The 26986-nt window shown below is 71.8% G+C and carries 27 protein-coding genes and 1 pseudogene; 10 read left to right on the top strand and 18 right to left on the bottom strand.

Annotated features, from left to right (window positions below; translation table 11 throughout):
• The first annotated feature begins 23 nt into the window (after positions 1-23).
• Complete coding sequence (locus KBX50_RS09075) at positions 24-1478, top strand: polysaccharide pyruvyl transferase family protein (protein ID WP_210936249.1); 1455 nt, start codon at positions 24-26, stop codon at positions 1476-1478.
• Positions 1479-1516: 38 nt separating this feature from the next.
• On the opposite strand, the gene KBX50_RS09070 is transcribed toward KBX50_RS09075, so the two are convergent.
• Positions 1517-1807 (bottom strand): hypothetical protein, encoded by a 291-nt coding sequence (locus KBX50_RS09070; RefSeq protein WP_307870892.1) that lies wholly within the window; start codon positions 1805-1807, stop codon positions 1517-1519.
• A gap of 246 nt (positions 1808-2053) precedes the next feature.
• Here KBX50_RS09070 and KBX50_RS09065 point away from each other — a divergent pair, with 246 nt between their 5' ends.
• The gene (locus KBX50_RS09065; protein ID WP_210936247.1) at positions 2054-2821 is read left to right on the top strand and encodes a helix-turn-helix transcriptional regulator; all 768 of its coding nucleotides are present in this window, start codon (positions 2054-2056) and stop codon (positions 2819-2821) included.
• A complete protein-coding gene (locus KBX50_RS09060) occupies positions 2812-3012 on the top strand; it encodes a DUF397 domain-containing protein (protein ID WP_210936245.1) in 201 nt (66 codons plus the stop codon). The genes KBX50_RS09065 and KBX50_RS09060 overlap by 10 nt, the downstream gene beginning before the upstream one ends.
• A gap of 72 nt (positions 3013-3084) precedes the next feature.
• Here KBX50_RS09060 and KBX50_RS09055 read toward each other — a convergent pair whose 3' ends face one another.
• From KBX50_RS09055 to KBX50_RS09015, 9 genes and pseudogenes are all read right to left on the bottom strand, one after another.
• Positions 3085-4326: an ATP-binding protein gene (locus KBX50_RS09055; protein ID WP_210936243.1), complete on the bottom strand. Its 1242-nt coding sequence runs from the start codon at positions 4324-4326 to the stop codon at positions 3085-3087.
• Between the two features lie 134 nt (positions 4327-4460).
• Positions 4461-4721, bottom strand: a pseudogene (locus KBX50_RS33780) (hypothetical protein); the annotation flags it as partial.
• A gap of 678 nt (positions 4722-5399) precedes the next feature.
• The gene (locus tag KBX50_RS09045; protein WP_210936239.1) at positions 5400-8618 is read right to left on the bottom strand and encodes a UvrD-helicase domain-containing protein; all 3219 of its coding nucleotides are present in this window, start codon (positions 8616-8618) and stop codon (positions 5400-5402) included.
• A 61-nt stretch (positions 8619-8679) separates the two neighbouring features.
• Positions 8680-9978, bottom strand: a complete 1299-nt coding sequence (locus KBX50_RS09040) for a metallophosphoesterase (RefSeq protein WP_210936236.1) — start codon at positions 9976-9978, stop codon at positions 8680-8682.
• 12 nt (positions 9979-9990) lie between these two features.
• A complete protein-coding gene (locus KBX50_RS09035) occupies positions 9991-10239 on the bottom strand; it encodes a MoaD/ThiS family protein (protein ID WP_210936234.1) in 249 nt (82 codons plus the stop codon).
• 2 nt (positions 10240-10241) lie between these two features.
• Entirely contained in the window at positions 10242-11249 is a 1008-nt protein-coding gene (gene moaA / locus KBX50_RS09030; protein ID WP_210936233.1) for a GTP 3',8-cyclase MoaA, read from the bottom strand.
• Positions 11246-12160, bottom strand: a complete 915-nt coding sequence (locus KBX50_RS09025) for a fructosamine kinase family protein (RefSeq protein ID WP_210936231.1) — start codon at positions 12158-12160, stop codon at positions 11246-11248. The genes moaA and KBX50_RS09025 overlap by 4 nt, the downstream gene beginning before the upstream one ends.
• A gap of 15 nt (positions 12161-12175) precedes the next feature.
• Positions 12176-12571 carry a hypothetical protein gene (locus KBX50_RS09020; RefSeq protein ID WP_210936228.1) on the bottom strand — a complete coding sequence of 132 codons (396 nt, stop codon included), beginning with the start codon at positions 12569-12571 and terminating at the stop codon, positions 12176-12178.
• Positions 12568-12861 carry a hypothetical protein gene (locus KBX50_RS09015; protein ID WP_210936226.1) on the bottom strand — a complete coding sequence of 98 codons (294 nt, stop codon included), beginning with the start codon at positions 12859-12861 and terminating at the stop codon, positions 12568-12570. Before KBX50_RS09015 ends, KBX50_RS09020 begins: the two co-directional genes overlap by 4 nt.
• Positions 12862-13049: 188 nt before the next feature.
• On the opposite strand from KBX50_RS09015, the gene KBX50_RS09010 reads away from it, so the two are divergent.
• Both KBX50_RS09010 and KBX50_RS09005 read left to right on the top strand, forming a co-directional pair.
• Complete coding sequence (locus tag KBX50_RS09010) at positions 13050-14087, top strand: DUF4192 domain-containing protein (protein WP_210936224.1); 1038 nt, start codon at positions 13050-13052, stop codon at positions 14085-14087.
• A gap of 78 nt (positions 14088-14165) precedes the next feature.
• Positions 14166-14876 (top strand): GAP family protein, encoded by a 711-nt coding sequence (locus tag KBX50_RS09005; protein ID WP_210936222.1) that lies wholly within the window; start codon positions 14166-14168, stop codon positions 14874-14876.
• A gap of 21 nt (positions 14877-14897) precedes the next feature.
• Here KBX50_RS09005 and fdhD read toward each other — a convergent pair whose 3' ends face one another.
• The gene (gene fdhD, locus KBX50_RS09000) at positions 14898-15752 is read right to left on the bottom strand and encodes a formate dehydrogenase accessory sulfurtransferase FdhD (RefSeq protein WP_210936220.1); all 855 of its coding nucleotides are present in this window, start codon (positions 15750-15752) and stop codon (positions 14898-14900) included.
• Between the two features lie 106 nt (positions 15753-15858).
• On the opposite strand from fdhD, the gene KBX50_RS08995 reads away from it, so the two are divergent.
• The 3 genes from KBX50_RS08995 (at position 15859) to KBX50_RS08985 (ending at position 17955) form a co-directional block, all read left to right on the top strand.
• Entirely contained in the window at positions 15859-16506 is a 648-nt protein-coding gene (locus KBX50_RS08995; protein WP_210936218.1) for a molybdenum cofactor guanylyltransferase, read from the top strand.
• Positions 16503-16787, top strand: a complete 285-nt coding sequence (locus KBX50_RS08990; protein WP_210936216.1) for a DUF6457 domain-containing protein — start codon at positions 16503-16505, stop codon at positions 16785-16787. The genes KBX50_RS08995 and KBX50_RS08990 overlap by 4 nt, the downstream gene beginning before the upstream one ends.
• An 88-nt stretch (positions 16788-16875) precedes the next feature.
• Positions 16876-17955: a hypothetical protein gene (locus KBX50_RS08985; protein WP_210936214.1), complete on the top strand. Its 1080-nt coding sequence runs from the start codon at positions 16876-16878 to the stop codon at positions 17953-17955.
• A 6-nt stretch (positions 17956-17961) separates the two neighbouring features.
• Here the strand turns inward: KBX50_RS08985 and KBX50_RS08980 are convergent, their stop codons facing one another.
• From KBX50_RS08980 to KBX50_RS08970, 3 genes are all read right to left on the bottom strand, one after another.
• Positions 17962-18918: a zinc-binding dehydrogenase gene (locus KBX50_RS08980; protein ID WP_210936212.1), complete on the bottom strand. Its 957-nt coding sequence runs from the start codon at positions 18916-18918 to the stop codon at positions 17962-17964.
• A 117-nt stretch (positions 18919-19035) separates the two neighbouring features.
• Complete coding sequence (locus tag KBX50_RS08975) at positions 19036-20955, bottom strand: beta-propeller domain-containing protein (protein ID WP_210936210.1); 1920 nt, start codon at positions 20953-20955, stop codon at positions 19036-19038.
• Between the two features lie 58 nt (positions 20956-21013).
• Entirely contained in the window at positions 21014-21472 is a 459-nt protein-coding gene (locus KBX50_RS08970; RefSeq protein ID WP_210936209.1) for an Lrp/AsnC family transcriptional regulator, read from the bottom strand.
• Between the two features lie 59 nt (positions 21473-21531).
• Between KBX50_RS08970 and ddaH the strand changes: the two genes are divergently transcribed.
• Positions 21532-22365, top strand: a complete 834-nt coding sequence (gene ddaH / locus KBX50_RS08965) for a dimethylargininase (RefSeq protein WP_374224586.1) — start codon at positions 21532-21534, stop codon at positions 22363-22365.
• A gap of 63 nt (positions 22366-22428) precedes the next feature.
• On the opposite strand, the gene KBX50_RS08960 is transcribed toward ddaH, so the two are convergent.
• Positions 22429-23628 carry an ABC transporter substrate-binding protein gene (locus tag KBX50_RS08960; RefSeq protein WP_210936208.1) on the bottom strand — a complete coding sequence of 400 codons (1200 nt, stop codon included), beginning with the start codon at positions 23626-23628 and terminating at the stop codon, positions 22429-22431.
• Between the two features lie 77 nt (positions 23629-23705).
• Positions 23706-24503, bottom strand: a complete 798-nt coding sequence (locus tag KBX50_RS08955; protein WP_210936363.1) for a S9 family peptidase — start codon at positions 24501-24503, stop codon at positions 23706-23708.
• A gap of 100 nt (positions 24504-24603) precedes the next feature.
• Here KBX50_RS08955 and KBX50_RS08950 point away from each other — a divergent pair, with 100 nt between their 5' ends.
• Positions 24604-25209 (top strand): bacterial proteasome activator family protein, encoded by a 606-nt coding sequence (locus tag KBX50_RS08950; RefSeq protein ID WP_210936207.1) that lies wholly within the window; start codon positions 24604-24606, stop codon positions 25207-25209.
• A gap of 48 nt (positions 25210-25257) precedes the next feature.
• Here the strand turns inward: KBX50_RS08950 and KBX50_RS08945 are convergent, their stop codons facing one another.
• Complete coding sequence (locus KBX50_RS08945; RefSeq protein ID WP_210936206.1) at positions 25258-26070, bottom strand: HAD family hydrolase; 813 nt, start codon at positions 26068-26070, stop codon at positions 25258-25260.
• Positions 26070-26888: an HAD hydrolase family protein gene (locus KBX50_RS08940; RefSeq protein ID WP_210936204.1), complete on the bottom strand. Its 819-nt coding sequence runs from the start codon at positions 26886-26888 to the stop codon at positions 26070-26072. Before KBX50_RS08940 ends, KBX50_RS08945 begins: the two co-directional genes overlap by 1 nt.
• Between the last annotated feature and the right edge of the window lie 98 nt (positions 26889-26986).

The raw sequence follows: 26986 nt of genomic DNA, 5'->3' as shown, positions 1-26986 counted from the left end.
CCCCCCGGCGTGGAGATGACCAGATGCCTCGTGTTCTGCTGCGTTCCGCCAAGGATCCCTTCACCCCGGTGAGCCCGGAGCTTTCCCTCGCGCTCTACAAGCAAGGCATCTTCGGGCGCAACGTCGGCAACCTCGTCTTTGCCGACGCGGTGCACAAGCTGATCAGCGTTCCGGGGACCGAGGTGGTGTCCAACTCTTTCCTCAGTGAACGGCCCGGTGTGGACCGCGCGTACGTGGACCGGGTCAACGAGCAGTTCGACCTGTTCGTGGTGCCGCTGGCCAATGCCTTCCGGCTGAGCTTTCTGGAGAATCTCAAGCGCCTCACCTGGGTGATCGAGCGGCTGCGGATCCCGGTCGTGGTGATCGGCGTCGGCGTCGCGGGCGGCGCGGGCAGCCTCGACGACCCGTTTCCGCCGCCGACCGACGAGCTGCGCGTGGCGGTGCGCCGGTTTGTCCGCGCGGTGCTCGACAAGTCGGCGACGATCGGCGTACGCGGTGAGTTCACCCGCGCCTACCTCGCCGAGCTGGGCTTCGGTGACGATGTGGTCGATGTCGTGGGCTGTCCGTCGCTGTTCCGGGACGGTCCGCACCTCCGGATCAGCAAGCGGCTGCCCGCAATCACCCAGGAGAGCCGTTTCACGATCAACATCTCGCCCTACGTGAAGCTGATGGACCGGATCGGTACCCGGCACGCCAAGCGCTACCCGAACATGGTCTACGTGCCGCAGGGCGACGAGGTGCTCGAACTGCTCCTGTGGGGGGTCCACCCGGGCAACGTGCGCCGTGGGCTGCCGCACCACCCCGGTCACCAGCTCTACCGGGAGGATCGCATCCGGTTCTTCGTCGACACCTCGACCTGGATGCGCTACCTCGCCGAACGCGACTTCTCCTTCGGCACCCGGATTCACGGCAACATCGCGGCGCTGTCCGCCGGCACGCCCGCCTACGTGCTGGCGCACGACAGCCGGACCCTGGAACTGGCCCGGTACCACGACATCCCGCACAGCCTGCTCCCCAGCCTCACGCCGGAGGTCGACGCCGCCGATCTCTACGCCGGGGCCGACTACACCGCCTTCAACGCCGGGCAGGCGCAGCGCTGGGACCGCTTTGCCGGCTTCCTTGAGCGCAACGGCGTCGAACACATCTTCCAGCCCGGCAAGGCCGACCCCGGATACGAGACCCGGCTGGCTGCTGCGGACCTGCCGCCGCCGGTGACCACGCTGATGACCACCGATCCGGAGGCCAGAGAGCGGATCATCGCCCGAGTGGCGGAGCTGTACTCGCTCGGCGGCGTCCGGGCGTTGCGCGAGGCGCATCAGCCGCAGATCCCCTTCCCGCACACCAAAGCGCTGCGTAAGGGGCAGGCACCCGGTGAACGGTTGCCCGGTCGCGCGGCCGTGCGGCACCTACCTGTCCCGGTGCGGTCCGCGCTGCACCGCAGCCGTACGCTCGCCGATCGAATTCGCCGCCGGTCCTGAGGAAGCGCGTACGCGCTCCGAGATGGACTCCGGGCGGCTCACCGGGTTGTTCTCGCCGAAGGGCGTCGGGCGGCGTACGGAACCGGTGGCACGTTGACCTGGCGCATCCCCGCCGGCATCACGAACAACTGTCGCTTCTCGATCGCGTCGCCGTGCCGGTCGAGCTGGTAGCAGTCGATCCACGTCCAGCCGTGCGGCGGGTGCCGGTCGGTCAACTCGCGGATCACGCGGACCAGGATCGGCGCGCTGAACTGCGGGGATGCCTCCCGGCTCAACAGATACACGCCGGGCGGGACGGTCGGGGTGCCGTCCTCCCGCCGGCCGGTCACCGGCCATCGCGGTGGGGCTGTCGTGCGGGCACGTGTGACTCCTCGTCGCCAGGAGATCTGGGAGGGGCCGCCCCGGGAGGTGCTCGCCGGGCGGGGCGGCCCCGACAAGCACGTCCAGCGAGTTCGGGGGAGTCTCCACTGGCTCGTGCCGTCCTGGTTTCCACCCTTCCGGCGTGTGGCTGCCGCATACACCGCGTATCGGAGTGGATGCTGAGTGTCCCCGAACGTCCAGGAAGGATCGCGCGAGTGAACCGTGCCGTCGTCACAGCCATGACCGAGGCGGGCGAGACCGCCGACACCCTCGCGGCGCGGGTCGGTGTCGACCCGAAGACCGCCGCGCGGTGGGCCAGCCATGGACGCATCCCGCGCCCGCAGACCCGTAGGCGGGTCGCCGAGGCGCTCGGCCGGGAGGTGACCGAGCTGTGGCCGGACGTCCTCAAGCGGCGCGAGCCGGCGTGGTTCCGGCGGTGGGTGGACATCGAGCGCGAGGCGGTAGCGCTGCGCTGGTTCGAGCTGGCCTGGGTGCCGGGGCTGCTCCAGACCGAGGCGTACGCGCGGGCGACGCTGGCCGGGGAGACACTGACCGCCGACGACGTCGGGCGGCTGGTGGAGGCACGCCTCCAGCGGCAGGCCATCCTGCGCCGGGACAACCCGCCGATGCTGGTGGTGGTGCTGGACGAGCTGGTGCTGCGCCGGTCCGCCTACGGTGACCGGGCGCTGATGCGGGAGCAGTGCGAGCACCTGGTGGCGTGCGGCGCACAGCCCACCACGGCGATCCATGTCGTGCCCGCATCGGTAGGCATGTACGCCGGGCTGGGCGGGCCCCTCATCCTCGCCGAGTTGGACGACGGCAGCGTGCTCGGGCATGCGGACAGCCAGACCGAGGCGAAGATCGTCGATCAATCCGCCGACATTGCTACCCTGGGCCGCAGGTGGGAACGCATCCGTGGCGAGGCGCTGTCACGGACGCAGTCCCTGACACTCCTCAGGGAAGCGGCAGCATCATGGACATGACCGGCGCGCAGTGGCGTAAGAGCAGCAAGAGCGGCAACAACGGCGGTGCTTGTGTCGAGGTCGCCGACAACCTTCCCGGCGTCGTCCTGGTTCGGGACACCAAGGACCGTGCCGGCGGCACGCTCACCTTCCACCCAGCAGCGTGGCGCGGCTTCGTCGAGCTCGCGAAGGCCGCCCGCCCGACCGCCTGACGCACCTCACGGAAGCCCCCGGCCGCCCGGCCGAGGGCTTTCAACCCTGGCCGGTGTCCGTGGAGATCTACCTCAGGCGGGTTGAGTGCGCAGGTAGCGGCCGAAGTGCGGGACGGTGAAGGCGACCGTGCCGCGCTCGCCGGAGTAGATCAGCCCCTTCTTGATCAGCGCATCCCGGGCTGGCGAGAGGCTTGCGGGTTTGCGGCCGAGGGCTCGGGCGATCTCCGAGGTCGGCACCGCGGCGTCCATGTCGTCCCGGCCGCCGCCGTCGGCCTCCCCTTCGACGAGCGAGAGCGTCGCCATCGCGCGCATGTACTCCCGCTCGGCGGGAGTGGCCCGCTCGAAGCGGGAGCCGAAGAAGCCGACCGCCAGCTCCGCCTCGGCCTCCGGTGCGGCGACGCGGACGTCGGCCGCGGTGATCGGCGACCGGGGCGCATGATCCCAGGTGGCCTTCCCGTACGCCTGCACGAAGTACGGATAACCGCCGGACTTCTCGTAGAGCAGGTCGAGGGCCTTCGCCTCGTACTCGACGTCCTCCCGCTCGGCCGGCGCGCAGAGCGCGTGGTCGGCGGCGATCCGGTCGAGACGGTCGATGCGTTGGTAGCGGAACAACCGCTCGGAGTACGACTTGGCCGCGCTCAGCACCGCCGGCAGGTGCGGCAGGCCGGCACCGACCACGATCAGGGGCGCGCCGAGCTGCGACAGCTCGTGGCAGGCGGCGCAGAGCGCGGAGACATCCTCCGGGCCCAGGTCCTGCATCTCGTCGATGAAGACGGCCACACCGGTGCCGACGTCGCTGGCGACGGAGGCGGCATCGGTGAGCAGCTCCACCAGGTCGATCTCGATGTCGCCGGAATCGGCCCGGCCGCTGGCCGCCGGTACGTCGATGCCGGGCTGCCAACGGTCGCGCAGTTTCGGAGCGGCCCCGCCGCGACCGGTCGGAGCGCCCCGTTGGGCGAAGGCCTTGAGCACCCCGAGGAAGGCGTCGATCCGCTCCGGTGCCCGGTGCCTCGGTGCCAATTCCCGGACTGCCATGTGCAGCGCGGCGGCGATCGGTCGGCGCAGCGACTGATCCGGTCGTGCCTCGATCTTGCCGCTCCCCCAGAGCCGGTTGATGGCTTGGGAGCGCAGCGTGTTCAGCAGGACGGTCTTGCCGACGCCGCGTAGCCCGGTGAGCATCAGGCTGCGTTCCGGCCGGCCCCGGGCGATGCGTTCCAGCACGATGTCGAAGACGTCCAGCTCCCGCCCCCGCCCGGCGAGTTCGGGCGGACGCTGGCCGGCGCCCGGCGCGTACGGGTTGCGGACCGGATCCACGCATCGCAGAGTATCGGGCCGTCTAGAGAAGAGGCTAGACATGGATAGACGGCGGTACCGGCGTGTTGCCCTCGACCAAAAACTAGTGCTGTCTAGCCTCCAAGCTAGACAGCACTAGTTTTGGTAATCGGTCGTCAGTCGCGCTGCTTGAGGCAGAGCACGAAGTCGAGTGAGTCCAACTCGCTGTCGTAGAAGTACCAGTTGGTGTAGCCGTCCACCCCAGCGCACTTCTCCTCGGCGTCACGCTCGCCGCCGGTCTTGCCGTCGAACCGCCGCAGCACCTCGTACGACCTCGGCGCACACTCACTCAGCAGCAGCTTGGGCTCGCCGCCGGCCGCGGCGTCGTTGCGTACGCACTGCCCGGCCTGCACGAAGCGGGGATCGGCGGACGGTGCGGTGGCCGGATCGTCGGGCGGCGGCTCCTCGCCCTGCGGGTCCGGCGTGGACGCCACCTCCTCGGTCGGTGCGGCCACCGGAGTTGGTGTCTGGCCGTCCCGCCCGACCAGATAGAACGCCGTCGCACCGCCCAGCACCAGCACCAGGACGGCCGCCAGCACGACGAGCATCCGTCCGCGCCGAGGCTGGGGCGGTGGTGTGGGTGCGCCGGCGTACCCGGTCTCCGCATCAGCCTGGTAGGCGGACTGCGCCCAGGCATCCGGCGGAAGGTGTCCCGACCCGGTCGTGCCGTACCGGTCGCCGCCGTGCCCCCCGGCGTCGTAGGACTCGCCGGACCGGTAGCCCTGGCCGCCTCCGTACACCTGGCCGTAGCCCTGGTCCTGGCCGTACCCCTGGTCCTGGCCGTACCCCTGGTCCTGGCCGTACCCCTGGTCCTGGCCGTACCACTGGCCGGGCTGTGGCTCGGGCCACGGTTGCTCGCCAGGAGGCGGCTCGTGCCACGGCTGCGGGCCTGGGCCCGGTGGTCCGTAGTTCGCCATGCGCACGCCCTCCTGAGCCATCCCGTGAAGCCGGTGGGTGGTCGGTCGACCACCGGCACCGCCAACGTCACCGTAGTGCCTACGACAGGTCACCGGTGCCACACTGCCCGGCCGGTCGGCAACCCGATCGCCCCTTCGTCAGATGAGGCGTAGCTGGCGGTCTTTGGGTCGCCGGGGGCCCTCGCTGTCGCCGAGGCGTTCGAACAGGCCCGGGTCGACCACGTCGAGGAACGGCGACGGGCGGCAGTCCCGCTCCGAGCCGTGCCGGAATCGGCGGGCGGCATGGCTGACGTAGAGCCGGTCCTGGGCACGGGTCAGCCCGACGAAGAAGAGCCGTCGCTCCTCGGCCACCGCGGCCTCGTCGGGCGTGGTCCCGGGCCAGCGCAGCGGCAGCAGTCCGTCCTCGGCACCGACCAGGAAGACCACCGGAAACTCCAGACCCTTCGCGGCGTGCAGGGTCAACAGGGTGACCGCCTCGGCGCGTGGGTCGAGCGCGTCCACCTCGGCGCCGGTGGCGAGCTGCGACAGGAACATCTCCAGGTCGTCACCGCAGCGACGGGCCAGCGGCGTCAGCAGGTCGACGGCGGTCCGGACATCCTCCGGGCGTACCCCGCCGGACCCGTCCAGGGTCGGGGCGGCGAACCGGTCCGCGAGCACCTGGCCGGCGAGGCGTACCCGCGCGGGCAGGGCACCCTCCACACCGGGGGCGTGCCGCAGCTCACGAGCGATGGCGGCCACCCCGGGACGGTCCCGCAGCCGGTCGTGCGAGCGTTTCTGCACCGGGATGTTGGCCCGGGCCAGGGCGTCCACGATCGGCGCGGCCTGCGAGTCGGTGCGGTACAGCACCGCGATGTCCGAGAAGGACAGCGCGGTCGACCGTCCGTCGATCCGGCCGGAGTCCAGCGACCGGTGGGACAGGCCGCCGACCAGCTCGTCCACGGTGCGTACCACGAAATCGGCCTCGTCGGCGACGGAGGCCGCGGCGTACCGGCCGACAAGCGGCGCCTCCGGGTCGAGCCGGGCCGGATCCAACCGGCGACCCCGTACCAGCGATGACGGCGCGATGGCCTGCACCGCGGCGGCCAGGATCGGCGCGGAGGACCGGTAGTTGCGGTTGAGCCGGACCAGGCGGGCGTCGGTGAAGTCCTGCGAGAAGCGCAGGAAGTATCCGACGTCGGCACCTCGGAACGAGTAGATCGCCTGGTCCGGGTCGCCGATCGCGCACAGGTTCCCGTCGGCCGGACTGAGCAGGCGCAACAGCTCGTACTGCACCGCGTCGACGTCCTGGTACTCGTCCACGAAGATCCACTGCCATCGCTGCCGGTACCTGTCGACCAGCCGCCGGTCCTCCCGCAGCAGCGCCACCGGCAGGGTGAGCAGCTCGTCCAGGTCCACCAGGCCCTGCTTGCGCAGCAGCGCGGTGTAGCGGGCCGGGTCGTCTCCGGCCTCGGTCCGCGCGGCCGTCCGCTCCGCGTCGTCGGCGATCCGGAAGTCGTCGGGCAGGCCGGCGGCCCCGGCGTTCTCGCGCAGGATGGTGAGCCCGAGCGAGTGGAAGGTGCCGACTGTGACGTCCTCGGCGACCGGGCCGAGCAGACCGTCGAGGCGGTGCCGCAACTCCTCCGCGGCCCGCCGGGTGAACGTGATGGCCAGGCATCGCTCGGGGAAGACGTTCAGCTCGGCGCAGAGATACGCGATGCGGTGGGTGAGCGTCCGCGTCTTGCCGGTACCCGGGCCGGCGACGATCAGCAGCGGCCCCCCGGGTGCCGAGGCGGCCACCCGCTGCATCGCGTCGAGCCGGTCGAGCAGGCCGGTGCCGACCTCCTCCATGCCGGCGAGCATCGGTTCGAACGGTTCGTGCGGGGAGGGTGCCGGCGCGATCGGCGGTGCCGGCGCCGCCGGCTTCCGCTTCGGCTCGGGTTTCGCCGACGGACGCTTCACACCGGCCGCCGTCTTCGCCGCAGCGCCCACCTTCGCCGTGGTCTCCGGTGCCCGCCGTTGCGCGGGCACCGGCACGTCGAACAGCGTCTCCTGCCCGGCGGACACGCCGGCCCCGCCGCCCAGCTCGGCCGGGTCGAACAGGGTGATCACGCCGTACTCGCCGTCGTACCCCGGCACCCGGCGGACCTCGCCGCGACGGAGCCGGCCGATCGCCTCGGTGAGCAGTTCGCCGCCGACCCGGCCGATCTCGTCCAGCGGAACGCGCGTCAGGATCTCCAGCTCGGGGCCGAGCGCGGCGACCAGCTCGGTCAGCTTCCCCTCGACCCGCTTGGAGCGGGGACCGACCTTGTTGATCTCGCCGAGGATCTCGGCGAGCTGGATCAGGTGGGTCACCTCGGGGGCGTGCTGCGGCCGGTAACCCTCGGGCCGGTCGGCCAGATCCTCAACCCGGCTGAGTACGCCCACCGTCAGCGGTTTGCCGCACTCCGGGCAGCGTCCGCCGGCCTCCCGGATCCGCTCCGGTGCCCAGTTCACCCCGCACAGCCGGTGGCCGTCGGCGTGGTACTTGCCCTCCTCCGGGAAGAACTCGATCGTCCCGGCCAGCCCGGCACCGGTACGCAGCGCCTCCCGGATGCCGAAGTAGTCCCGGGACGAGGCGAAGACGGTGGCCTCGCGGGCGAGCGCGGGCGGCGAGTGGGCATCGGAGTTGGAGACCAGCCGGTAGCGGTCCAGGCTGCCCACCCGCCAGTTCATCTCCGGGTCCGAGGAGAGCCCGGTCTCCACCGCGAAGATGTGGTCGGCCAGGTCTGCGTAGCAGTCGGCGATCGCGTCGAAGCCGGATTTCGAGCCCAGGGCGGAGAACCACGGCGTCCAGATGTGCGCGGGTACGAGGTACCCGTCGCCGCTCGCCTCCAGCGTGATCTCCAGCAGGTCGCGCGAGTCCAGACCGAGGATGGGTCGACCGTCCGAGCCGAGGTTGCCGATCCGGCCGAGCGCGGCGTTGAACCGGCCCACCGCGTCCAGATCCGGCAGGTAGATCAGGTGATGGACCTTGCGGGTCCGGTCGTCCCGCTTGTAGATCGTGGAGATTTCCACGCTGAGCATGAAGCGGACCTGGTCGCCCTCCGCCTCGCTGGCCAGCCGGGGCGGTAGCCGACGGGCGATGTCCCGCTCCGCCTCCGGCGACAGCCGGTACAGGCCCGGCTCGGCCGGATGCAGTGTCTCCCGCAGGTGGTCGTACCAGGCGGGATGGGTGAAGTCGCCGGTGCCGAGGACCGCGATGCCCTTGCGGCGCGCCCACCAGCCGAGGTTCGGCAGGTTCAGGTCGCGGCTACAGGCCCGCGAGTACTTCGAGTGGATGTGCAGGTCCGCGACGAAGGGCGGAAGGCCACCGGGGGGTACGGCGCTGAACGGGGGCACGCCGCATCCTGTCACGACCGGCCGCGCTCCCGCGCGCCGCCACGCGTGGAGGTGAGCTGCGCTATGCCGAACGAAGCTCGACGAGGGTGACCTGAGGCTCCGCGCCGACCCGGACCGGCGGCCCCCAGAAGCCGGCACCGTTGGTCACGTAGACCTTCGTTCCGTCCACCTCACCGAGCCCGGATACGACCGGCTGTTCGAGCCGGACCAGCAGGTTGAACGGAACGATCTGACCGCCATGGGTGTGGCCGGACAGTTGCAGGTCGACCCCGTACCTGGCCGCCTCCAGCGCGGCCACCGGCTGGTGCGCCAGCAGCACCACCGGTCGGGACGGGTCACGGTCGCCCAACGCCGCGTCGTAGTCCGGCGGCGCGGAGACGCCGTCGCCGACGGCGGAGACGTCGTTGACGCCGGCCAGGTCGAGCACCCCACCACGGGCGGCGATCTCCAGTCGCCGATTCTGGAGCACTCGCAGCCCGAGCCGGTCGACCTCGGCCACCCACTCCTCCACCCCGGAGTAGTACTCGTGGTTGCCGGTGACGAAGTAGCTGCCATGGCGTGCTTGCAGGTCGCGCAGCGGTGCGGCGTCGTCGCCCAACTCGGCTACCGTACCGTCGACCAGATCGCCGACCACGGCGACGATGTCGGCGTCCAGCCGGTTGATCGCGGCCACGATCCGCTCGGTGTGCGCCCGTCCGGTCAGCGGGCCGATGTGGATGTCCGAGACGGTGGCGATGCGCAGACCGTCCATGCTGCGGGGCAGCTTGGCCAGCGGGATCTGCACCCGGTCCAGCCGGGGCGGGCCCAGCGCGGTGCGTACGCCGTAGCCGACCAGGCCGGTGGCGGTGAGCCCGGCGAAGATCGCGGCACCACGGGCGAGCAGCAGGCGGCGGCCCGGATCGTGGTCGGGACCGACGGCGCCGGTGGCCGGCGGAGTCGCAGGGGCGTCGCCGGCCGGCTGGGGTGGCTCGGTCGACTCGTCAGCGCCGGTCGCCCACTCCGTCGACGCGCTGGACCCGGCCGGGCCGACCAGGACCGGCTCCGGGGCGGCCAGGGTCGACCGGCGACGCAGCACCAGCCGCGTCACCAGCATCGGGACTTCCAGCACGACGAGCAGCACCAGCAGGTAGAACATCAGCGCGAGCCAGAGGTAGCCCGGCCAGGCGAGCCAGTACATCCCGGCCCGGGTGCCGACCATCGTCGCCGGCACCAGCAGGGCCAGCACCACCGCGGTGACCGTGCCGGCCCGCCGCCAGCGCCCGGCGGTGGTGGTGTCCTTCACCAGGCGTTTCCACAGGTAGAGATGGATCAACCCGGTGATCACGGCCAGGGTGGTGACGAAGCCGAGTACCGCGAACACGTGGGATCCCCCTCAGCCGCCGGCGAAGGGAGGCAGGACGTCGATCGTCGCCCCGGCCGGCAGCGGCTGCTGCCGATCATGACAGGTCACGCCGTCGATCAGAAAACTCGACACCGCCAGTACCGATACCAACCGCCCGCCGTGCCGCTCGGCCAGTTCCGCCACCAACTCGTCAAGCGACCGACCCGCGGCGGTGGTCTCCTCGGCGCGGCCGGCCGCAGCCCGAGCCCCAGCGAAGTAACGGACGGTGACGCTGGTCATGGTCAGCCTCCGATGGCCGACATCGGCCGGGTCGGTTGCAGGAAGGACGGGTCGTCGATGCCGTGCCCGGCCCGCTTGGTCAGCGTCGCCGCCCGCCAGCGGCGGGCAAGCTCCGCGTCGTCGGCCCCGGCCCGCAACGCGCCGCGCAGGTCCGACTCCTCGGTGGCGAACAGGCAGTTGCGGATCTGCCCGTCGGCGGTGAGCCGGGTCCGGTCGCAGTCGCCGCAGAAAGGCCGGGTCACCGTGCCGATCACGCCGACCCGGGCCGGACCGCCGTCGACCAGCCAGGTCTCGGCGGGGGCGGTGCCGCGTTCGGTCGGGTCCGGGCTGAGGTCGTACGCGTCACGCAGCGTGGCCAGGATCTCGTCGGCGGTCACCATGGCCGCCCGGTCCCAGCCGTGCTGGGCGTCCAGCGGCATCTGCTCGATGAACCGCAACTCGTAGCCGTGGTCGAGGGCGAAGCGCAGCAGCGCCGGCGCCTCGTCGTCGTTGACGCCCCGCATCAGCACCGCGTTGATCTTGACTGGGGTGAGCCCGGCGGTGGCCGCGCCCGCCAGGCCGGCCAACACGTCGGCCAACCGGTCCCGGCGGGTGAGCCGGGTGAAGCGTTCCCGGTCCAGCGTGTCGAGTGAGACGTTCACCCGGTCCAGGCCGGCGGTACGCAGCGCGGGGGCGAGCCGGTCCAGGCCGATGCCGTTCGTGGTCAGGGAGATCCGGGGTCGCGGTTCGAGGGCCGCCACGGCTTCGACGATGCCGACCAGACCGGGGCGGATGAGCGGTTCACCACCGGTGAACCGCACCTCGTCGACCCCGAGCCGGCACACCGCGACCCGGATCAGCCGGACCACCTCGTCGTCGGTCAGCAGTTGCGGCCCGGCCAGCCAGGGCAGACCCTCGGCGGGCATGCAGTAGGTGCAGCGCAGGTTGCACTTGTCGGTCAGGGAGACCCGCAGGTCCCGGGCGACGCGGCCGTACCGGTCGACGAGGCCGGTGGGCGGGGGCAGGCTCACCGGTCGACGGTAGCGCGCCCCGCCCCGCTCAGGGCGTCCCGGGCGCTCCTGGTTACCGAATCGCGGTACGCCGCGCCGAAGAGCGCGGTGTGCACGAGCAACAGGTGCAACTGGTGCAGCGGCACCCGGGCCCGCCACCCGTCGGCCAGCGGCCAGCTCTCCTGGTACGCCGCCATGATCCGGTCGTGGTGCGGAGGGCCGCCGAAGAGCGCCAACTGGGCCAGGTCGGTTTCCCGGTGCCCACCGTGCGCCGCCGGGTCGACCAGCCAGACCCGGTCGTCATCGCCCCAGAGCAGATTGCCCGGCCAGAGGTCACCGTGGATGCGGGCGGGCGGCTCGTCAGCGCCGAACTCGCCGATCCGGGTGACGACCTGCTCGACCAGAGCGGCGTCGGCGCTGGTCAGGGCACCCGCGTCGACCGATCGGCGCAGGTAGGGCAGCAGTCTGGTCCGGGCGAACCACTCCGTCCACAGGCCGTCGAGGGGCGTGTTGTCCGCCGGCAGGGCGCCGATGAACCCCGGCCACCGCGCACCGAACGCATCGGCGCCGGTCCGGTGCAACTCGGCCAGCTCCCGCCCGAAACCGTCGGCCGCCTCCGGAGTCGGCTCACCCGGGTCGACCCACTCCAGCGCCAGCAGTTCCGGCAACGCGACCAGCACCTCCGGTACGGCGACGGCATCGGCCTCGCGCAGCCAGCGCAGTCCGGCCGCTTCGGCGGCGAAGAAATTCGCCGGCACCGGCCGCTCCGCATCTTCCGGCCAGGTTTTGGCGAACACCGAGTGACCGTCGTCCAGGGTCAGCCGGGAAGCCGCGCAGATGTTGCCGCCGGACACCGGCGTCTCCCGGATCCGCTGGTGGGTCAGGAAGGTGGGCAACTGCTCCGGATGCGCCCGCAGGTACGCCAGATCCATCCCCGCAACGTATCGCTAACCGACGGCAATCACGTGCATCGCGTACCCCTCGTACCGTTTCGGCTCCGCGGTGATGAGGGGTCGGCCGGCGGGCCATTCGACGTCGGGAACGCAGGTCGCCGTGGCATGGGCGTGCTGCCAGGGCAGTTCGTCGGCGATGAGGCGGCCGATCGTCAACGCGTGGGCGAAGCCCACTTCGACGACCTCGATGGCGGGCAGGGACAGGACATGCTCCCCGATCTCCGGGCGTTCCGCTACCGCACCGGCGAGGCACAGTGCGGGCACGTAAACGTGCCGGTGGGGTTGACTGTGCGCCGGTGCGGCCACCAGCCCGGACAGGAAGGGGTGACCTCGTCCCAGCAGGAGCAATGCGGTGTGGTCGAGCACCACGCATGCGGGTGCTCGACTCATGCTGCCCGCTTCCGGTCGGGTTCGTACATGTCGTCGATGTCCGGGACCCGCCCGGACTCGATCTCCATCCAGAAGCGTTCGGCGGCGGAGAGGTCGGCCTCGGAGAGGTCGGGGTTGATGCGAGCCCGCACGTAACTGACGGCGGCCTCGGCCCGGGTCTTCAGGTCTTCCGCGGTCGGCGTGTTGTTGGCCAGTTCAGAGACAAGTTCGCGGAGCGTGGTTCCGCGCTCGCGTGCGAGTCGGGCAAGGCGGTCCCGTACCTGACTGTCTACTTTGATGGTGGTATCCACAGCCGCCAAGTATACGGTGAGAATACTCCTCGTCTGGCCTTACCTGCCTTGGGGTAAGTCGTCAGGTCGCCGGTGCTGGTGGTAGTCGATCGAAACTGAGCTGGGAAAATACGCTGGGTGACTGTGGATAACCGGCGTGTCGTCCACAGGGGCAGCGTCGCCCGATCCCTGGCTCGCAGGCTGCCTGCATGAACTCGACCGAGCTGCCCCGACTGTCCGTACGCTCTCCCGCCGACCTCATCGCCGCCGTGCCGTACCTGCTGGGCTTCCATCCCGCCGACAGCATCGTGGTGGTGGCGCTGTCCGGTAAGCGGATCGTCTTCGCCGCCCGCGGCGACCTGCCCGGCGACGCCGACCCCTACGAGCCCGGTCAACACATCGCCGCGGTGACCGCCCGGCAGGGTGCCGACTCGGCCACCGTCGTCGGGTACGGTCCGGCCGCCCGGGTGACCCCGGCGGTGGACGCGGTCCGGGCCGCGCTGGCCGAGGCGGGGCTGGCCGTGCTCGACGCGCTGCGGGTCACCGACGGGCGGTGGTGGTCCTACCTCTGCGAGGAGCCGGAGTGCTGCCCGCCGGAGGGCACTCCGTACGACCCGCAGGCCAGCGCGGTGCCGGCGGCGGCGGTCTTCGCCGGCCAGGTGGCCCTACCGGACCGGGCGGCACTCGCCGCACAGGTGGCCCCGGCCGGCGGGGAGGCGATGCGGCACGCGGTCGAGCGGGCGGAGCAACGGCTCACCGACCTGTTGGCCGCCGCGCCCGCCACCGACCTGCTCGGCGCTCGGGCGCTGCGGGCGGCCGGCACGGCGGCGCTGCGGGCCACGGTGCGGCGGCACCGCGCTGGCGAACGGCTGACCGACGACGAGCTGGCCTGGCTCTGCCTGCTCCTGACCCACCTGCCGGTACGCGACCACGCCTGGGAGCGCACCGACGGCCGGGACGAGGACGTCGCGTTCTGGGCCGAGGTGCTGCGCCGGGCCGACCCGGAGCTGATCGCCGCTCCGGGTGCGCTGCTCGCGTTCGCCGCCTGGCGCGACGGGCAGGGCGCGTTGGCGGCGGTGGCACTGGGACGCGTGCTGGCCGAGCATCCCGACTACTCCCTCGCCGTGCTGCTGGACGATCTGCTCCGCCGTGGAGTGCCGCCGTCCCGGCTGGACGGCTGGCCGGCGACCAGTCTGCCGAGAGCGCGGCGTCGGGCGAGGCGACGCGCGCGACGGCGCCCTCGGTGACCGTCTCTGCACCGGGGGCACGATCCTGGCGGCGGTGCCGGATAATCGCCGCATGTCCGAGCTTGCCGCCGGTACGGCATGAGCGTTGCCCTGCTGCTGTCCCTCGTCGGCCTGGCACTGGTGGACAGCACCAGCATCGGCACCCTGTTCATCCCGGTGTGGCTGCTGCTCGCTCCGGGGCCGGTGAGCGTCCGGCGGGTGATGATCTACCTCGGCACCATCGCCGGCTTCTACTTCGTGGTCGGGTTGCTGCTGTACTTCGGTGGCAGCGGCTTGGCCGAGCTGCTGGGCGGTGCGCTGGACAACCGGCCGGTGCTCTGGGGTCAGCTGGTGCTCGGGGTCGGCCTGTTCGTGCTGAGCTTTCGTTACGACGGCAAGCGTGGCGCCGGTACGGGTCGGGTGTTGCGCTGGCGTGACCGGGTGACCGCCGGTGACTCGTCGGCTCGTTGGCTGGTGGGACTGGCGCTGTTCGCGGCGCTGGCCGAGGTGGCGACGATGCTGCCGTACCTCGGCGCTCTGGGCCTGCTCACCACCTCCGGCCTGGCCGTGCCCACCAGCGTGGCGCTGCTCGGCGGCTACTGCCTGGTCATGGTGTTGCCGGCGATGCTGTTGCTCGGTGCGCGGGTGGCCTGGCCGAGTTGGGTGGAGCCGGTGCTGGCCCGGCTCAACGCGTGGATCGTCCGCACCTCGGGCAGCATGCTCGGCTGGGTTCTGGGCATTGCCGGCTTCCTGATCGCCCGCGACGCCGCGGCCCGGCTGGAGCTGTTCGAGATGCTGGCCAACCGCTGACGGTGGCCGCCAGGAGCGCGATCAGGCGATGACCCGGTGTCCGCCGGTGTAGACGTTCATCGTCCGATCCCGCAGGAACCCGACCAGGGTCATTCCCGCCTCGGTGGCCACGTCGACCGCGAGCGTGCTCGGTGCCGAAACCGCGGCGAGCAGGGGCACACCCGCCATCCAGGCCTTCTGGGTCAGCTCGAAACTGGCCCGGCCCGACACGAGCAGCACCTGACCGCTCAGCGGCAGCCGGTGTTCGCGCACCGCCCAGCCCACCACCTTGTCGACCGCGTTGTGCCGACCCACGTCCTCGCGCAGCACCACCAACTCGCCGTCTGTGGAGAACAGGCCCGCGGCGTGCAGCCCGCCGGTGCGGTCGAACCCCCGCTGCCCGGCCCGCAGCCGCTGCGGCAACTCGGCCAACAGCTCCGCCGGCACGCTGAGCGGGTCGTCGCCGACGTCGAAGATCGACCGGGTACGCACCGCGTCGATGCTCGCCTTGCCGCACACCCCGCAGGCGCTGGTGGTGTGGAAGTGCCGGGTCGCGTCGGCGACCGGGTCCGGTACCCCGGGAGCGAGGGTCACGTCGACCACGTTGTAGGTGTTCGGGGTGTCGGTGCCGGCACACAACTGTGCGGTGGACACGTCGTCCGCGGAGCGGATCAGCCCCTCGTTGAACAGGAAGCCGATGGCCAGGTCGAGGTCGGCACCCGGGGTACGCATGGTGACGGTCAGCGGCGGACGTCGCCCAGGTCCGGCGGGACCGACCCGGATCTCCAGCGGCTCCTCGGCAGCGATCGTGTCCGGACGCCGCACCCGGCGCCGGCCGGCGTCCGTCGCGTCCAGATCCACCCGCACCACACCACGCCGATCCGAAGCCCGTCCCACGTCCCCCATCCTGCCCCGCATCGCCGGACGTCCTCCACGCCGCCCTCGATCCCGTGCCCGGCCACCATGACTGCCGCCAGGTCGGGCCGGCGACTAGCGTGGCGCCATGACGGCGTACGCGGCGGTGGTGCTCGCGGGTGGTGCGGGGCGCCGGATGGGCGGGCGGGACAAGTCGGTGCTACCGGTCGGCGGGGTGCCGATGCGGGAGCGGGTGCTGTCCGCGGTGGCCGATGCGTCGCCCCGAATCCTGGTCGGCCCCGGACCGGCGATCACCGGAGTGCGGCTGACCCGGGAGGTGCCGCCTGGCGGCGGGCCGGTGACCGCTGTCGCGGCCGGGCTGGCCCTGCTCGACACCGAGGTACCCGCCGTCGCCCTGCTCGCCGCCGACCTGCCCCTGCTGACCCGGTCAGCCGTCGGCGACCTGCTGGACCACCTGCCCGGCTTCGACCGTCCCCGGTCCGCCGGAACGGCGAGCCTGGAAGGGCCGGGTTCGGCGACGTTTGACGGGGCCTGTTACGTGGACCGGTCGGGGCGGCGGCAGACGCTGTGCGCGGTCTGGCGGCCAGCCGCCCTGCGGGCCGCCCTGGATCGGCTCCGCGTTCGGCGCGGCGGCGACGTGACCGGTGCACCGCTGCGGGAGCTGCTCGCTGGCCTGACGGTGTGCGAGGTGACGTGGCACGGTGACGGCCCGGAGCCCTGGTTCGACTGCGACACTGAGCGTGACCTACGCCGGGCGGAGGAGTGGACGCGATGACGGTGCTGGACGACTGGGTCACGGCCGCCTGTGCGGAGCTGGGTCTCGATCCGACGCAGGTGCCGGTGCCGACCGTGCTGGATCTGGCCCGGGACGTGGCGCACCAGGTGCTGCGGCCGGGTGCGCCGGTCACCGCGTACCTGCTCGGTCTGGCCGTCGGGCGGGGCGCGGATCCGGCCGTGGCCGTGGCCCGGCTCTCCGGGTTGGCCGCCACCTGGCCGGTGGAACTGGGCGGCGACCCGCACTCCCGCGCCGACCCGGCCGGACCCGACCACGGCTGACCGCCCCGGGAGGTTGTCCGATCACGGTCCGCGCTGATCCGTGCCGGCAGCCTGCTGGGTAGGGTGACCGGAACGGACGGAGGCGATCATGACGGCTGACCACCCCTCGGCGCCGCCCGGCACGCCGGTGCACCACGAGTCGATCCTGCTCGACGAGCCGAGCACGGCCGACCTGCGGGCGAAGGTGACCCAGGCGTGGCGGGACTTCGCCCGGGCGCTGGCGGAGCGGCTGTCCACGCTGCCGCCGGGCGCGGAGGTGGCGTTGACCCTCGACCCGACCGCCTCCGGCACCGACGACGCCGTCTACTCCGTCTACGTCGAGGTGAGAAGCGACGGTCGGTTCGCCGCCCGCGCGGTGGGCAACGCCACCCTGCCAGCGGGCTACCGGCTGGACCGTGCGGCGGTCGCCGACATGATCGCGTTGGGCTGGTCACCGCCGGGCGTGGTGGAAGGTTCGGGGGACCAGTTCGGCTTGGATTCCGCGGCGGACGAGGCCACCCGGTTGGCCGCGCTGCTCTCCCGCACACTGCGCGACATCTACGGTGCCCCACATCCGGCCTTTCTCGTCTACGCGATCGAGGACGGCGAGGGTGAGCCGATCCCCGGAGAGGCACTGGGTACCGCCCGCAGCGCGGCGAACCTGGCGCGGGAGATCGGCACCGAGCTGGAGCAGGCGCTGGCGGCAACCGACGAGGCCGATGCCGACAGCGAGGTGCTGGATCTGGCCGAGCGGGTCCGCACGGTCGTCTCGACCATGCTCAAATCGGACTCCGACCGGCTCCAGGTTGACTCCGACGGTGACATCAACATCCGCGCCGGCTCGGCGATGGTCTTCGTCCGGGTGCGGGACAATCCGCCGCTGGTCGACGTCTTCTCGCCGGTGCTGACCGAGGTCGAGCCGACCGAGCGGCTGTACGTCAAGCTCTCCGAGCTGACCAACCGGATGCCGATCGGCCGGCTCTACTGTGCCGACGACACCGTGTGGGCGTCGATCCCGGTCTTCGGTCGCAACTTCCAGCCGACCCACCTGATGCTTGCGGTACAGGTGATGACCGGGCTCGCGGACGAGCTGGACGACCGTCTGCACGGCGAGTTCGGCGGCAAGCGGTTCTTCGGCGAGGGAGACAAGCCGGGACGCGGCGAGCATCGCACCGGCATGTACCTCTGAGGGCGGTCAGCGCACGTCGAGCAGGGTCTTACCAACCGTCGAGCGGGCCTCGATCGCCGCGTGCGCCTCGGCCGCCCGTGCCAGCGGGAAACGCTGGCCGATCACCGCGCGCAGCCGCCCGGCCGCCCCCTCCGCCAGCGCCCGTTCGGTGTACGCCCGCAGCTGGGCGGGGGTCGACGTCGGCTGGACCACTGTCACGCCCCGCTCGGCGGCGGACTCCGCTTCGATGCCCGCCCACTCGCCGCTGGCCAGGCCGAAGCTGAGCATCCGACCACCCGGGTCGAGCAGCTCGAACGCGTCCCGCCCGATCGCGCCCCCGACCCCGTCGAAGACCACGTCCACGGCACCGGTCGCCGACCGTACCCGGCCAACCCAGTCCGGCGCCCGGTAGTCCACGGCGATCTCGGCGCCCAGCGGGGGTAGCAGCTCGACCTTGCGCGTACCGCCGGCGAGCCCGACCACCCGCGCTCCGGCACCGGCCGCGAGCTGGACGAGCAGGCTGCCCACCCCACCGGCGGCGGCCTCGACCAGCACCCGGTCACCTGGTTCGAGCCCGGCCGCCTCCGCCAGCAGCAACGCCGTACGTCCGTCGGCGAGCAGGGCCACCGCCTGATCGAGCGGCATCCCGTCCGGTACCGCCACCGGCAGCGCCGCGTCGACGACGACCCGCTCGGCGTACGCGCCGGAGCCGCCGGTGCCGCTCACCACCCGTCGACCGACCAGTCCCGGGTCGACGCCCGGCCCGACGTCGCTGATCACACCGCCGACGCCGTTGCCCGGAATCACCGGCAGCCTCGCGCCGGACGGGCCGAAGCCGGTCGCCCGGAACTGGGTCTCCACGAAGGTGATGTTCGCGTGCACCACGTCGATCAGCACCTGTCCCGGCTCGGGTACGGGATCGGGTGCGGTGCCCGGCACCAGCTTCTCCGGCCCGCCGAACTCGTGAAGCCACACCGCGCGCATGTCTCCCCCTCACCGCCGCTTCCCACCGGAGTCGATCAGTTGAAGCGTGGTTGAGGTCAAGGCGGGTGGGGCCCGGAAACCCCGAGAAACCGGACCCCACCCGCGCGGGAGGAAGGTTCAGGTGGCGGCGATCCAGGCCAGGCTCCGGGCCGAGGCCGGGTCGGTGGCGCGCAGGCCCGCCTCGGAGACCGTCCAGAGCACGTCGCCGACCACGAGTGACCGCCGTACCGGCTGCCCCCACCGCTGCCGGCCGCTGTCGCCGCCGACCGGGTGGGTCACCTCGCCGATCTCGCTGATGGTGTCGTCGCTGACGCGCAGCAGCCGGACACCGGCGTCGACGGGCAGCGCCACCAGGCCGGTGTCCGGGCGGTACAGGAAGGCGTGCGGGTCGTGCTCGGCGTGGGACCACCCGCCGGGCAGGTGCCACTGGTCGAGCCGGTCCGGCCGGCCGGGATCGCGGACGTCGAAGAGTGACACCTGGACGCCCTTGGTCCGTCCCTGGCGGTCGGCTTCCTGACCGACACCGAGCAGGCGTTCCTCGGGCAGCGGATGCAGGTACGCGGAATAGCCGGTGATCTTCAGCTCGCCGGTGACCCTGGGCGCGGCCGGATCGGCGAGGTTGAGCGCGTAGAGCGGATCGGTCTGCCGGAAGGTCACGACGTACGCGACCGGGCCGAGGTAGCGCACCGAGTAGATGCGTTCACCCCGCCCGAGGCCGCCGACCATGCCGACCGGTACCAGCGTCCCGTCGTCGCGACGTAGCACCCGGACCGCCGACTCGGAGGCGGAGCCGTCGTCCCGGAATTCGCCGGTGGTGGTGGCCACCCGCAGGTGCCCCGCCCATTCGGAGAGCGCGTACTGGTTGATCAACAGGCCGGGCACCGAGCCGGCGGCCAGGAAGCGGGGAGGCCCCGGCGCGGCGGTGTCGAACTGGTAGATGTCGGTGATCGGCTCGGCCGGCGACGGCTGCCAGCGGGGCAGGCCGGTGATCGGTGTCGGACGCTGACCCGCCAGGTACAGGCTGGTCGCCGTGCCGTAGACGGTGTCGGCGTCGGCGGCCACCGCCACCGGGTCACCATCACCCAGCCGGTCGCTGGTGAGGTCGAAGCTGAGCACGGTGAGGGTGGCCGCGCCGGTCATCCGGTCGGGCCGGCTGAGCCGGTCGCAGCCGACCCGACCGGTGTGCCGCTCCGGCCCGGCGGTCCACTCGTACTCCGGCAGCCATGCCTCGACACCGGCCCGGGCGATCACCTTGCGGTTCCGTTCGGTGCGGACCTGGTCGGTGCCCTCGGACGCCAGCGGAAACTCCAGTCGGGCCGGCGCCCGGACCGCCACCCGGGCCGTGTCACCGGTCAACCGGGCGTCGACCGTGCTGCCCTGGATGCGGTACGTGCCGAGCAGCAGGGGACGGCCGGCCAGGTCGATCAACAGGAGGCGGGTCCCACCGGGACGCCTGATCGAGTGCAGCGCGTCGGCCGGACGCGGCGGGTCCTCGCCGAGTACCAGCGCGTGGTCGCCGAGCAGCAGCAGGCGGTGCTCCTGCCAGCGCAACTCCTCCCGGCCGTCGGCCAGGTCGAGCCGCCCGGTGACGCGGCGGCTCACCGGATCGACCACCCGCAGCACCCCGCCGGTGACGGTGACGATCCGTCGGCCGTCGGTCTTCACCAGGTCGGGTTCGTCCGCGCCGGCCTCGTGGTTGTTGGTCGTCGAATAAGGGGTCCCGGCGTCCTGACCGGCGGCGTCGCCCGGCGCTCCGGCGAAGGTACGGGCCATCGACTCCGCGCCGCCGAGGGCCGCCGCCTTCAGCACCCCGTCTTCGGCGAGACCGTACGGGCCGACCGAGGCGGTGGCCGCCGCCCGCAGCTCCGTGAGGGCGTCGGCGCAGGAGTCGAAGGAGACCAGGCCGACCGGCACCATCGGTGTTTCGGCAGGGTCGGGCCCGGTCGGCGGAGGCTGCGACACAGCCATGCTGCCGGCGAGCAGCGCGAGCGCCACCAGCGAACCGCCGGTCGTGGCGAGCTTGGTACCCCGTCTCATGGCCGGTTCGACGTGGCGAATCCGTGTTTGGTTCCAGCCGGAGCCGGCTGTTGCGGCTTCAGGCGGTGGAGGGGCCGACACCGGGGGACTCGACCAGCCGGGAGAGCACGATGGTGCTGCGGCTGGAGGTCACGAACGTCTCGGCCCGCAGCCGCTCCAGCGCCTCCTCCAGGTGGGCGATGTCGGCGGCACGCAGGTGCACCAGCGCGTCGGCCTCGCCGGAGACGGTGTACGCACCGACCACCTCGGGGTGGCGGCGCACGGCGGCGCCGATCTGGGCCGGGGTGGTCCGGCCGGCGCAGAACAACTCCACGAACGCCTCGGTGGTCCAGCCGACCGAGGCCGGGTCCACGATGGCCGTGAATCCCCGGATCACCCCGGCGGACCGCAGTCGATCGACCCGCCGCTTGACCGCCGGAGCGGAGAGTGACACGCGGGCGCCGATGTCGGCGTACGAGGCCCGGGCATCGGCCACCAGCAGCGCAATGATTCGCTGGTCAACGGTGTCGATCTGCAATGTTCCGCCTCTGGGAAGCAATGTTTGCGGCTGTTACCAAAGTTCTACCGTACCTACCCTTGGTCACCGTGAACCAGCAGCGAGTGCCGCGAAAGCGGACATATATCATGTGCTCCCCGGAGCACTTCGCGGTCGAGTACGCGATCAACCCGTGGATGGACGTGACCGCACCGGTCGACGCCGAGCTGGCGGTCAAGCAGTGGGACCGTCTGCGGGAGACCCTGGTCGGCCTCGGCCACGAGGTGCACCTGCTGGTACCCGAGCCCGGCCTGCCCGACATGGTCTACGCGGCCAACGGCGCGCTCATGGTCGACGGCACGGTCTACGGGGCACAGTTCAAGCACCAGCAGCGGGCCGCCGAGGCGGCCACGCACCGGGCCTTCTACGAGTCGCAGGGCTGGCGGTTCATCGCGCCGAACGAGACCAACGAGGGCGAGGGGGACTTCGCGTACCTGCCGGAGGCGCACGGCGGGCTGATCCTCGCCGGGCACGGCTTCCGTACCGAGTTGCCGGCGCACGCCGAGGCGCAGGAGGCGCTCGGCCGGCCGGTGGTCTCGCTGCGGCTGGTCGACCCGCGCTTCTACCACCTGGACGTGGCGCTCGCCTCGATCGACGACGGCAACATCGTCTACTACCCCGGTGCCTTCTCCGCTGCCAGTCAGCGGGTCCTCGCCCAACTCTTCCCGGACGCGGTGCTGGCGGACGACGAGGATGCCCTCGCCTTCGGGCTGAACCTGGTCAGCGATGGGGCCAACGTGGTGCTCAACAGCGAGGCCACCCGGCTCGCCGGTCGGCTCAAGGCGGCCGGCTACGCCCCGGTGCCGGTGGAGTTGGCCGAGCTGAAGAAGGGCGGTGGCAGCGTGAAGTGCTGCATCGCCGAACTGCGGTACTGAGCGCCGATCAAGAGACGAGGCCGTCCCCGGGCCGGGGGCGGCCCTGCGCTCTCCTCGACCTGGTCAGCCGAGCGTGGCCAACTCGTTGACCAGCACGTTCGACACCACCTGGCCGTCGCGCTGCACCTCACGCAGGTACCACTTCTGCTGTGGCGTACGCGGCTGGTTGAACTGCCAGGCACCACGTGGGCTGTCGATCTGCCCGATCCGGCCCAGCGCGAGGTTGACCTGCTGCGGGGTGGGTGCCGGGCCGGCGAGCCGGATCGCCTGGTCGAGCACCTTGGCCGCGTCGTACGAGGCCATCGCGTACGTGGTCGGGGAGGTGTTGTGCTTCTTCCGGTACGCCGAGGCGAACCGCCGGTTGGCCGCGTTGTTCAGGTCGGCGGAGTAGTTCAGGGCGGTACGGATGCCGAGCGCGTCGTTCGCCGGCCGGATGTTCTCCAGCACCGAACCCTCGGTGAGGAAGCCGGGGGCGTAGATCCGGCCCCGGAATCCGGCGTCGCGCAGTTGCATGATGAACTCCACGGCCGCCGTGCCGGAGTAGAAGCAGAAGACGACCGAGGGGTTGCCGGCCAGCGCGCGGTTGATGTCCGAGACGTAGGCGGTCCTGCTGGGGCTGCTGCTGCCGGAGGTCCAGACCACCTCGGAGGCGAGCCGCGGGTCGGACGCGCCGAACTCCTCGCGGAAGCCACGAAGCACATCCTCGACACCGACGACCCCTTCCGGCAGGATCGTCGCGATCCGGTCGGAGGCCGCGAGTTCGTCCTTCAGGTAGCGGCCGAGTGCCCGGCCCGCCTCGTCGAGCACGTACGACGTACGCCAGATGTAGACGACGCTCTGCAGGTTCGCAGGCGAGGCGTTGGAGCCGATCAACGGCACCCGGGCCTGCTCCACGATGTCCTTGATGCCGAACATGACCGACGAGCTGGCGACCCCGGTCAGGGCGAGCACGCCCTGCTTGAGCAGCCCCTCGACGGCACCCTGACCGGACTTGACGTTGTCACCCTCGTCGGCCGTGACCAGGTCGACCGGGTGGCCACCGAGTCGCCGGTCGTTGAGGTCCAGGTACAGCTCGAAGCCGTTGCTGAGTTCGTCGCCGACCGCCTTGCTCGGACCGGACTGTGGCGCGATGAGCCCGATCTTGATCGGGCTCTCTGTGTCGGCCACCTCCGGCTCGGCGTCGGAGCCGCATGCGGCGACGAGTCCGCCCGTACCGAGCGCGGCCAGCAGCTGGAGTGCCCGCCTGCGGTTCATCTGCGACACCGAGTTCCCTTCGAATGTGTTGCCGGGCGCATCCGCCCCTTCGGCGTTCTACCTGCTCGGCGACGCTGCGTCAATGGCTAATGATCTTCGTGCAGAGACCGCAACGCGTCGGTAACCTCCGGCCATGCTGGCGAGTCCGGAGCGATAAGCCCGAAATGCTCGCACTCTGGTAGCTCAATCAGGCGGATTTCGGCACCGGCGGCGCGGGCGGCAGCCACGTAATTTCGAGAGAGGTCGATGGGTACCTGCTGATCGAGCGTGCCGTGTATCACTACCGTGCGTGGCCGTAGGGGAACCAGAGACCGAGGATCCGCCGTCGCGTAACGCTCCGGCACGTCGGCCGGCCCACCGCCGAGCAGCGCGGCCACGGCACCGGCGTCGAGATCCAGCCGATACGCCTCGGCCAGGTCGGCGACCGGTGCGAGGGCCAGCACCCCGGCGACGGCACCGGGTGCGTGGGCCGCCGCGTACAGCGCGAGGTGCCCGCCGGCCGAGTGGCCGACCAGCACCGGTGGCGTGGCGGTGACCCGCCCCGGCAGTGCGACCTCGGCCAATCCGGGCAGCGCGGAGACTCCGGCCAGCACGTCGGTGAGGGTGCCGGGCCAGCCGCCGCCGGGCTGACCGGTCCGCCGGTACTCCAACTGGGCGACCGGGTACCCGAGCGCGGCCAGTGCGCTCGCCAGCGGCCCGGTGTGCCGCCGGTCGTACTCCGCGCGCCAGAAACCACCGTGCACCACCACCACCAGCGGACGGGGCGGCCCGGAGCCGGCCGGGCGGCGCAGGTCGGCGATCTGGTCCGGGTGCTCGCCGTAGGCGACGGTCGCGTCCGGTTCGGGCGCGGGGCGGGTCAGCACCGTACGGGGATCGGAGTGCATCGGGCGACGGTAGCGCGGCTCACCGGCCACCGTGAGGTCGGTGCCGCCCTGGTAACAGAGCAGCGGGCCGCCGGACGCGGACGGGTACCGCTGGGTAAAGATGGAGGGCATGACCGAAGCGCGCTCCGCTGGACAGAACGACGAGCCCGACCGGGACGGTACCGGGCACTCCGGAACCGTGGTGGTGGTCGGACCGGACGGCCGGCCCGTCGGCACCGTGCAGACCGACGACGGATCTGGTGAGGATCCGTCGCGCCTGGTCGAACAGCCGGCCAAGGTGATGCGGATCGGCAGCATGATCAAACAGCTGTTGGAGGAGGTCAAGGCCGCTCCGCTGGACGACGCCAGCCGGCACCGGATGCGGGAGATCCACCAACGGTCGATCGTCGAGCTGAAGGAAGGGCTCGCCCCCGAGCTGCGGGAGGAGCTGGAACGGATCTCGCTGCCGTTCTCCGAGGACCAGGCACCGAGTGAGGGCGAGCTGCGCATCGCCCACGCCCAGCTGGTCGGCTGGCTGGAAGGGCTGTTCCACGGCATCCAGGCAGCTCTGGTCGCGCAACAGATGGCGGCCCGGGTGCAGCTGGAGCAGATGCGTTCCGGTCGGCAGGCGCTGCCCAGCGGACCTGCCGGGGCGATGCTGCCGGGAATGCCCGGCATGGGTCAGCCGGGCGGCGGTGAGGGACACAGCACCGGCCAGTACCTCTGACCATGAGTCCGGCTGCGGCACGCTCGTCGCGCGCCGCAGCCGGGCGGCTCAGTCCGCCCCGAAGACCTTCTCCAGGTACGCGGCCACACCGTCGGACGAGTTCGCCGGGGCGACCTCGTCGGCGACCGCCAGCACCTCCGGATGCGCGTTGGCGACCGCCACCGCCCGCCCGGCCCAGGTGAGCATCGGCAGGTCGTTGGGCATGTCACCGAAGGCCAGCACGTCCGGCGCGGCGATGCCGAGTCGGTGGCAGTACCAGGCCAGGCCCGCTGCCTTCGTCACCCCGGCAGCCGAGATCTCCACCAGCCCGGAGTGTGAGGAGTGGGTGGCCTCCGCGAGCCCGGTGAGGGCGGCGGCGATCAGTCGGGTGAACCGGTCGGGGTCCTGCTCACCGGCCCGCGCCAGCAGCTTCACCGCCGGCGCCGACAGCAGTTCCTCGGCGGTCCGCACCGCCCGGATCGCCTCGTCGTCGGCGTCCCACCGCAACGGGTAGTGCGCCTCGTGACGCATCTCGCGGCCATCGACGATCTCCACGGCCAGGCTCACTCCGGGTATTTCGGCACGCAGGCGTCGGGCCACCTCGGCGAGCAGCTCCGGTGCCAGCGGGTCGGCCCGCAGCACCTCGTCGGTGGTCGGGTCGTAGACCACCGCCCCGTTGGCGCAGACCGCCGGCAGCGGCTCGGCCAGCTGGTCGTACACCAACCGGAGCCAGCGGATCGGCCGGCCGGTGACCAGGACGACCGGCGTGCCCTGGGCGGAGATCCGGGCCAGCACGGCGGCGGTGCGGGCGCTCAGGGTGCGGTCGTCGCGCAGCAGTGTCCCGTCGATGTCGCTGGCGACCAGGTGCGGCGTGGAGTCCATCACCGGGAGAGTAGCCGGTCGAGATAGATCGCCACCCCGTCGTCGTCGTTGCGCAAGGTGACCTCGTCGGCGACCGCGCGCAGGCTCGGGTGGGCGTTGGCGACGGCCACCCCCCAGCCGGCCCACTCGAACATCGGCAGGTCGTTGGGCATGTCACCGAAGACCAGCACGTCCGCCGGGTCCACCCCGAGGGTCTCTGCGATGACGCTGAGCCCGGAGGCCTTGTCCACCCCGGGCGGGCAGATCTCGATGAAGCCCAGGCCCGCCTGGGTGAGGGTGGCCAGATGCGGCGGCACGATCTCCCGGGCGGCGGCCAGCAACTCGTCCACGTGGTGATCGGCGGTACGCGCGAACGCCTTGATCACATCACCCGCGAGGCACTCCGCGCGGCTGCGTACCTCGAACGCGTCCTGATAGGGCCACGCGGGGTGGTAGTCGCCCCAGAGCGGTGCCTCGTGCTCATCCGACGCCTCCACCATGACCGTCAGCGGGCCGACCGCGGCCTCCAGTTCAGCCAGCAGGACGGCCAGCACCTCGCTGGAGAGGCGCTCGTCCCGCAGCACCACCGGCCCCTCCGGGTCACTCTGGTCGACCACCCGGCCGCCGCCGGCCAGCACGAGGAAATCGGCGGCGCGGATGTCGTTGCGGGTCAGTTCGGTCAGCCGAGGGCCGCGACCGGTGGCGCCGACCACCGGGATACCAGCGGCGCGTACCCGGTCGAGCACCTCGTGGGTGAAGGCCGACACGGTGTCGTCACTGCGGACGAGCGTCCCGTCGAGGTCGGTGGCGATCAGCTTGGGCAGTCCCGGGCGGGTCATGGTTCCTCCTTCGCCCGCCGCCGTCGCGACCAGCCGTTCACCTCGTCGATCGGCGACCCGGCGTGACGGCGGGCAGCAACCGTACCTCGCACAACCGG

The organism is Micromonospora sp. C51, assembly GCF_018070435.1.
Lineage (GTDB): Bacteria > Actinomycetota > Actinomycetes > Mycobacteriales > Micromonosporaceae > Micromonospora > Micromonospora sediminimaris.
The sequence above is the reverse complement of the archived record's forward strand: the minus strand, read 5'-3'. Positions and strand labels throughout refer to the sequence as shown.

Bases quoted from the DNA above. Each gene is read 5' to 3' on its own strand.
- KBX50_RS09010 (WP_210936224.1), top strand. From the start codon at position 13,050: ATGAACTCGACCGAGCTGCCCCGACTGTCCGTACGCTCTCCCGCCGAC.
- KBX50_RS09020 (WP_210936228.1), bottom strand. From the start codon at position 12,571: ATGAGTCGAGCACCCGCATGCGTGGTGCTCGACCACACCGCATTGCTC.
- KBX50_RS08985 (WP_210936214.1), top strand. From the start codon at position 16,876: ATGACGGCTGACCACCCCTCGGCGCCGCCCGGCACGCCGGTGCACCAC.
- KBX50_RS08975 (WP_210936210.1), bottom strand. From the start codon at position 20,955: ATGAGACGGGGTACCAAGCTCGCCACGACCGGCGGTTCGCTGGTGGCG.
- KBX50_RS09075 (WP_210936249.1), top strand. From the start codon at position 24: ATGCCTCGTGTTCTGCTGCGTTCCGCCAAGGATCCCTTCACCCCGGTG.
- KBX50_RS08945 (WP_210936206.1), bottom strand. From the start codon at position 26,070: ATGGACTCCACGCCGCACCTGGTCGCCAGCGACATCGACGGGACACTG.
- KBX50_RS09025 (WP_210936231.1), bottom strand. From the start codon at position 12,160: ATGGATCTGGCGTACCTGCGGGCGCATCCGGAGCAGTTGCCCACCTTC.
- KBX50_RS08940 (WP_210936204.1), bottom strand. From the start codon at position 26,888: ATGACCCGCCCGGGACTGCCCAAGCTGATCGCCACCGACCTCGACGGG.
- KBX50_RS08995 (WP_210936218.1), top strand. From the start codon at position 15,859: ATGACGGCGTACGCGGCGGTGGTGCTCGCGGGTGGTGCGGGGCGCCGG.
- KBX50_RS09005 (WP_210936222.1), top strand. From the start codon at position 14,166: ATGAGCGTTGCCCTGCTGCTGTCCCTCGTCGGCCTGGCACTGGTGGAC.
- KBX50_RS09035 (WP_210936234.1), bottom strand. From the start codon at position 10,239: ATGACCAGCGTCACCGTCCGTTACTTCGCTGGGGCTCGGGCTGCGGCC.
- KBX50_RS09060 (WP_210936245.1), top strand. From the start codon at position 2,812: ATGGACATGACCGGCGCGCAGTGGCGTAAGAGCAGCAAGAGCGGCAAC.
- KBX50_RS08955 (WP_210936363.1), bottom strand. From the start codon at position 24,503: ATGCACTCCGATCCCCGTACGGTGCTGACCCGCCCCGCGCCCGAACCG.
- KBX50_RS08950 (WP_210936207.1), top strand. From the start codon at position 24,604: ATGGAGGGCATGACCGAAGCGCGCTCCGCTGGACAGAACGACGAGCCC.
- KBX50_RS08990 (WP_210936216.1), top strand. From the start codon at position 16,503: ATGACGGTGCTGGACGACTGGGTCACGGCCGCCTGTGCGGAGCTGGGT.
- KBX50_RS08980 (WP_210936212.1), bottom strand. From the start codon at position 18,918: ATGCGCGCGGTGTGGCTTCACGAGTTCGGCGGGCCGGAGAAGCTGGTG.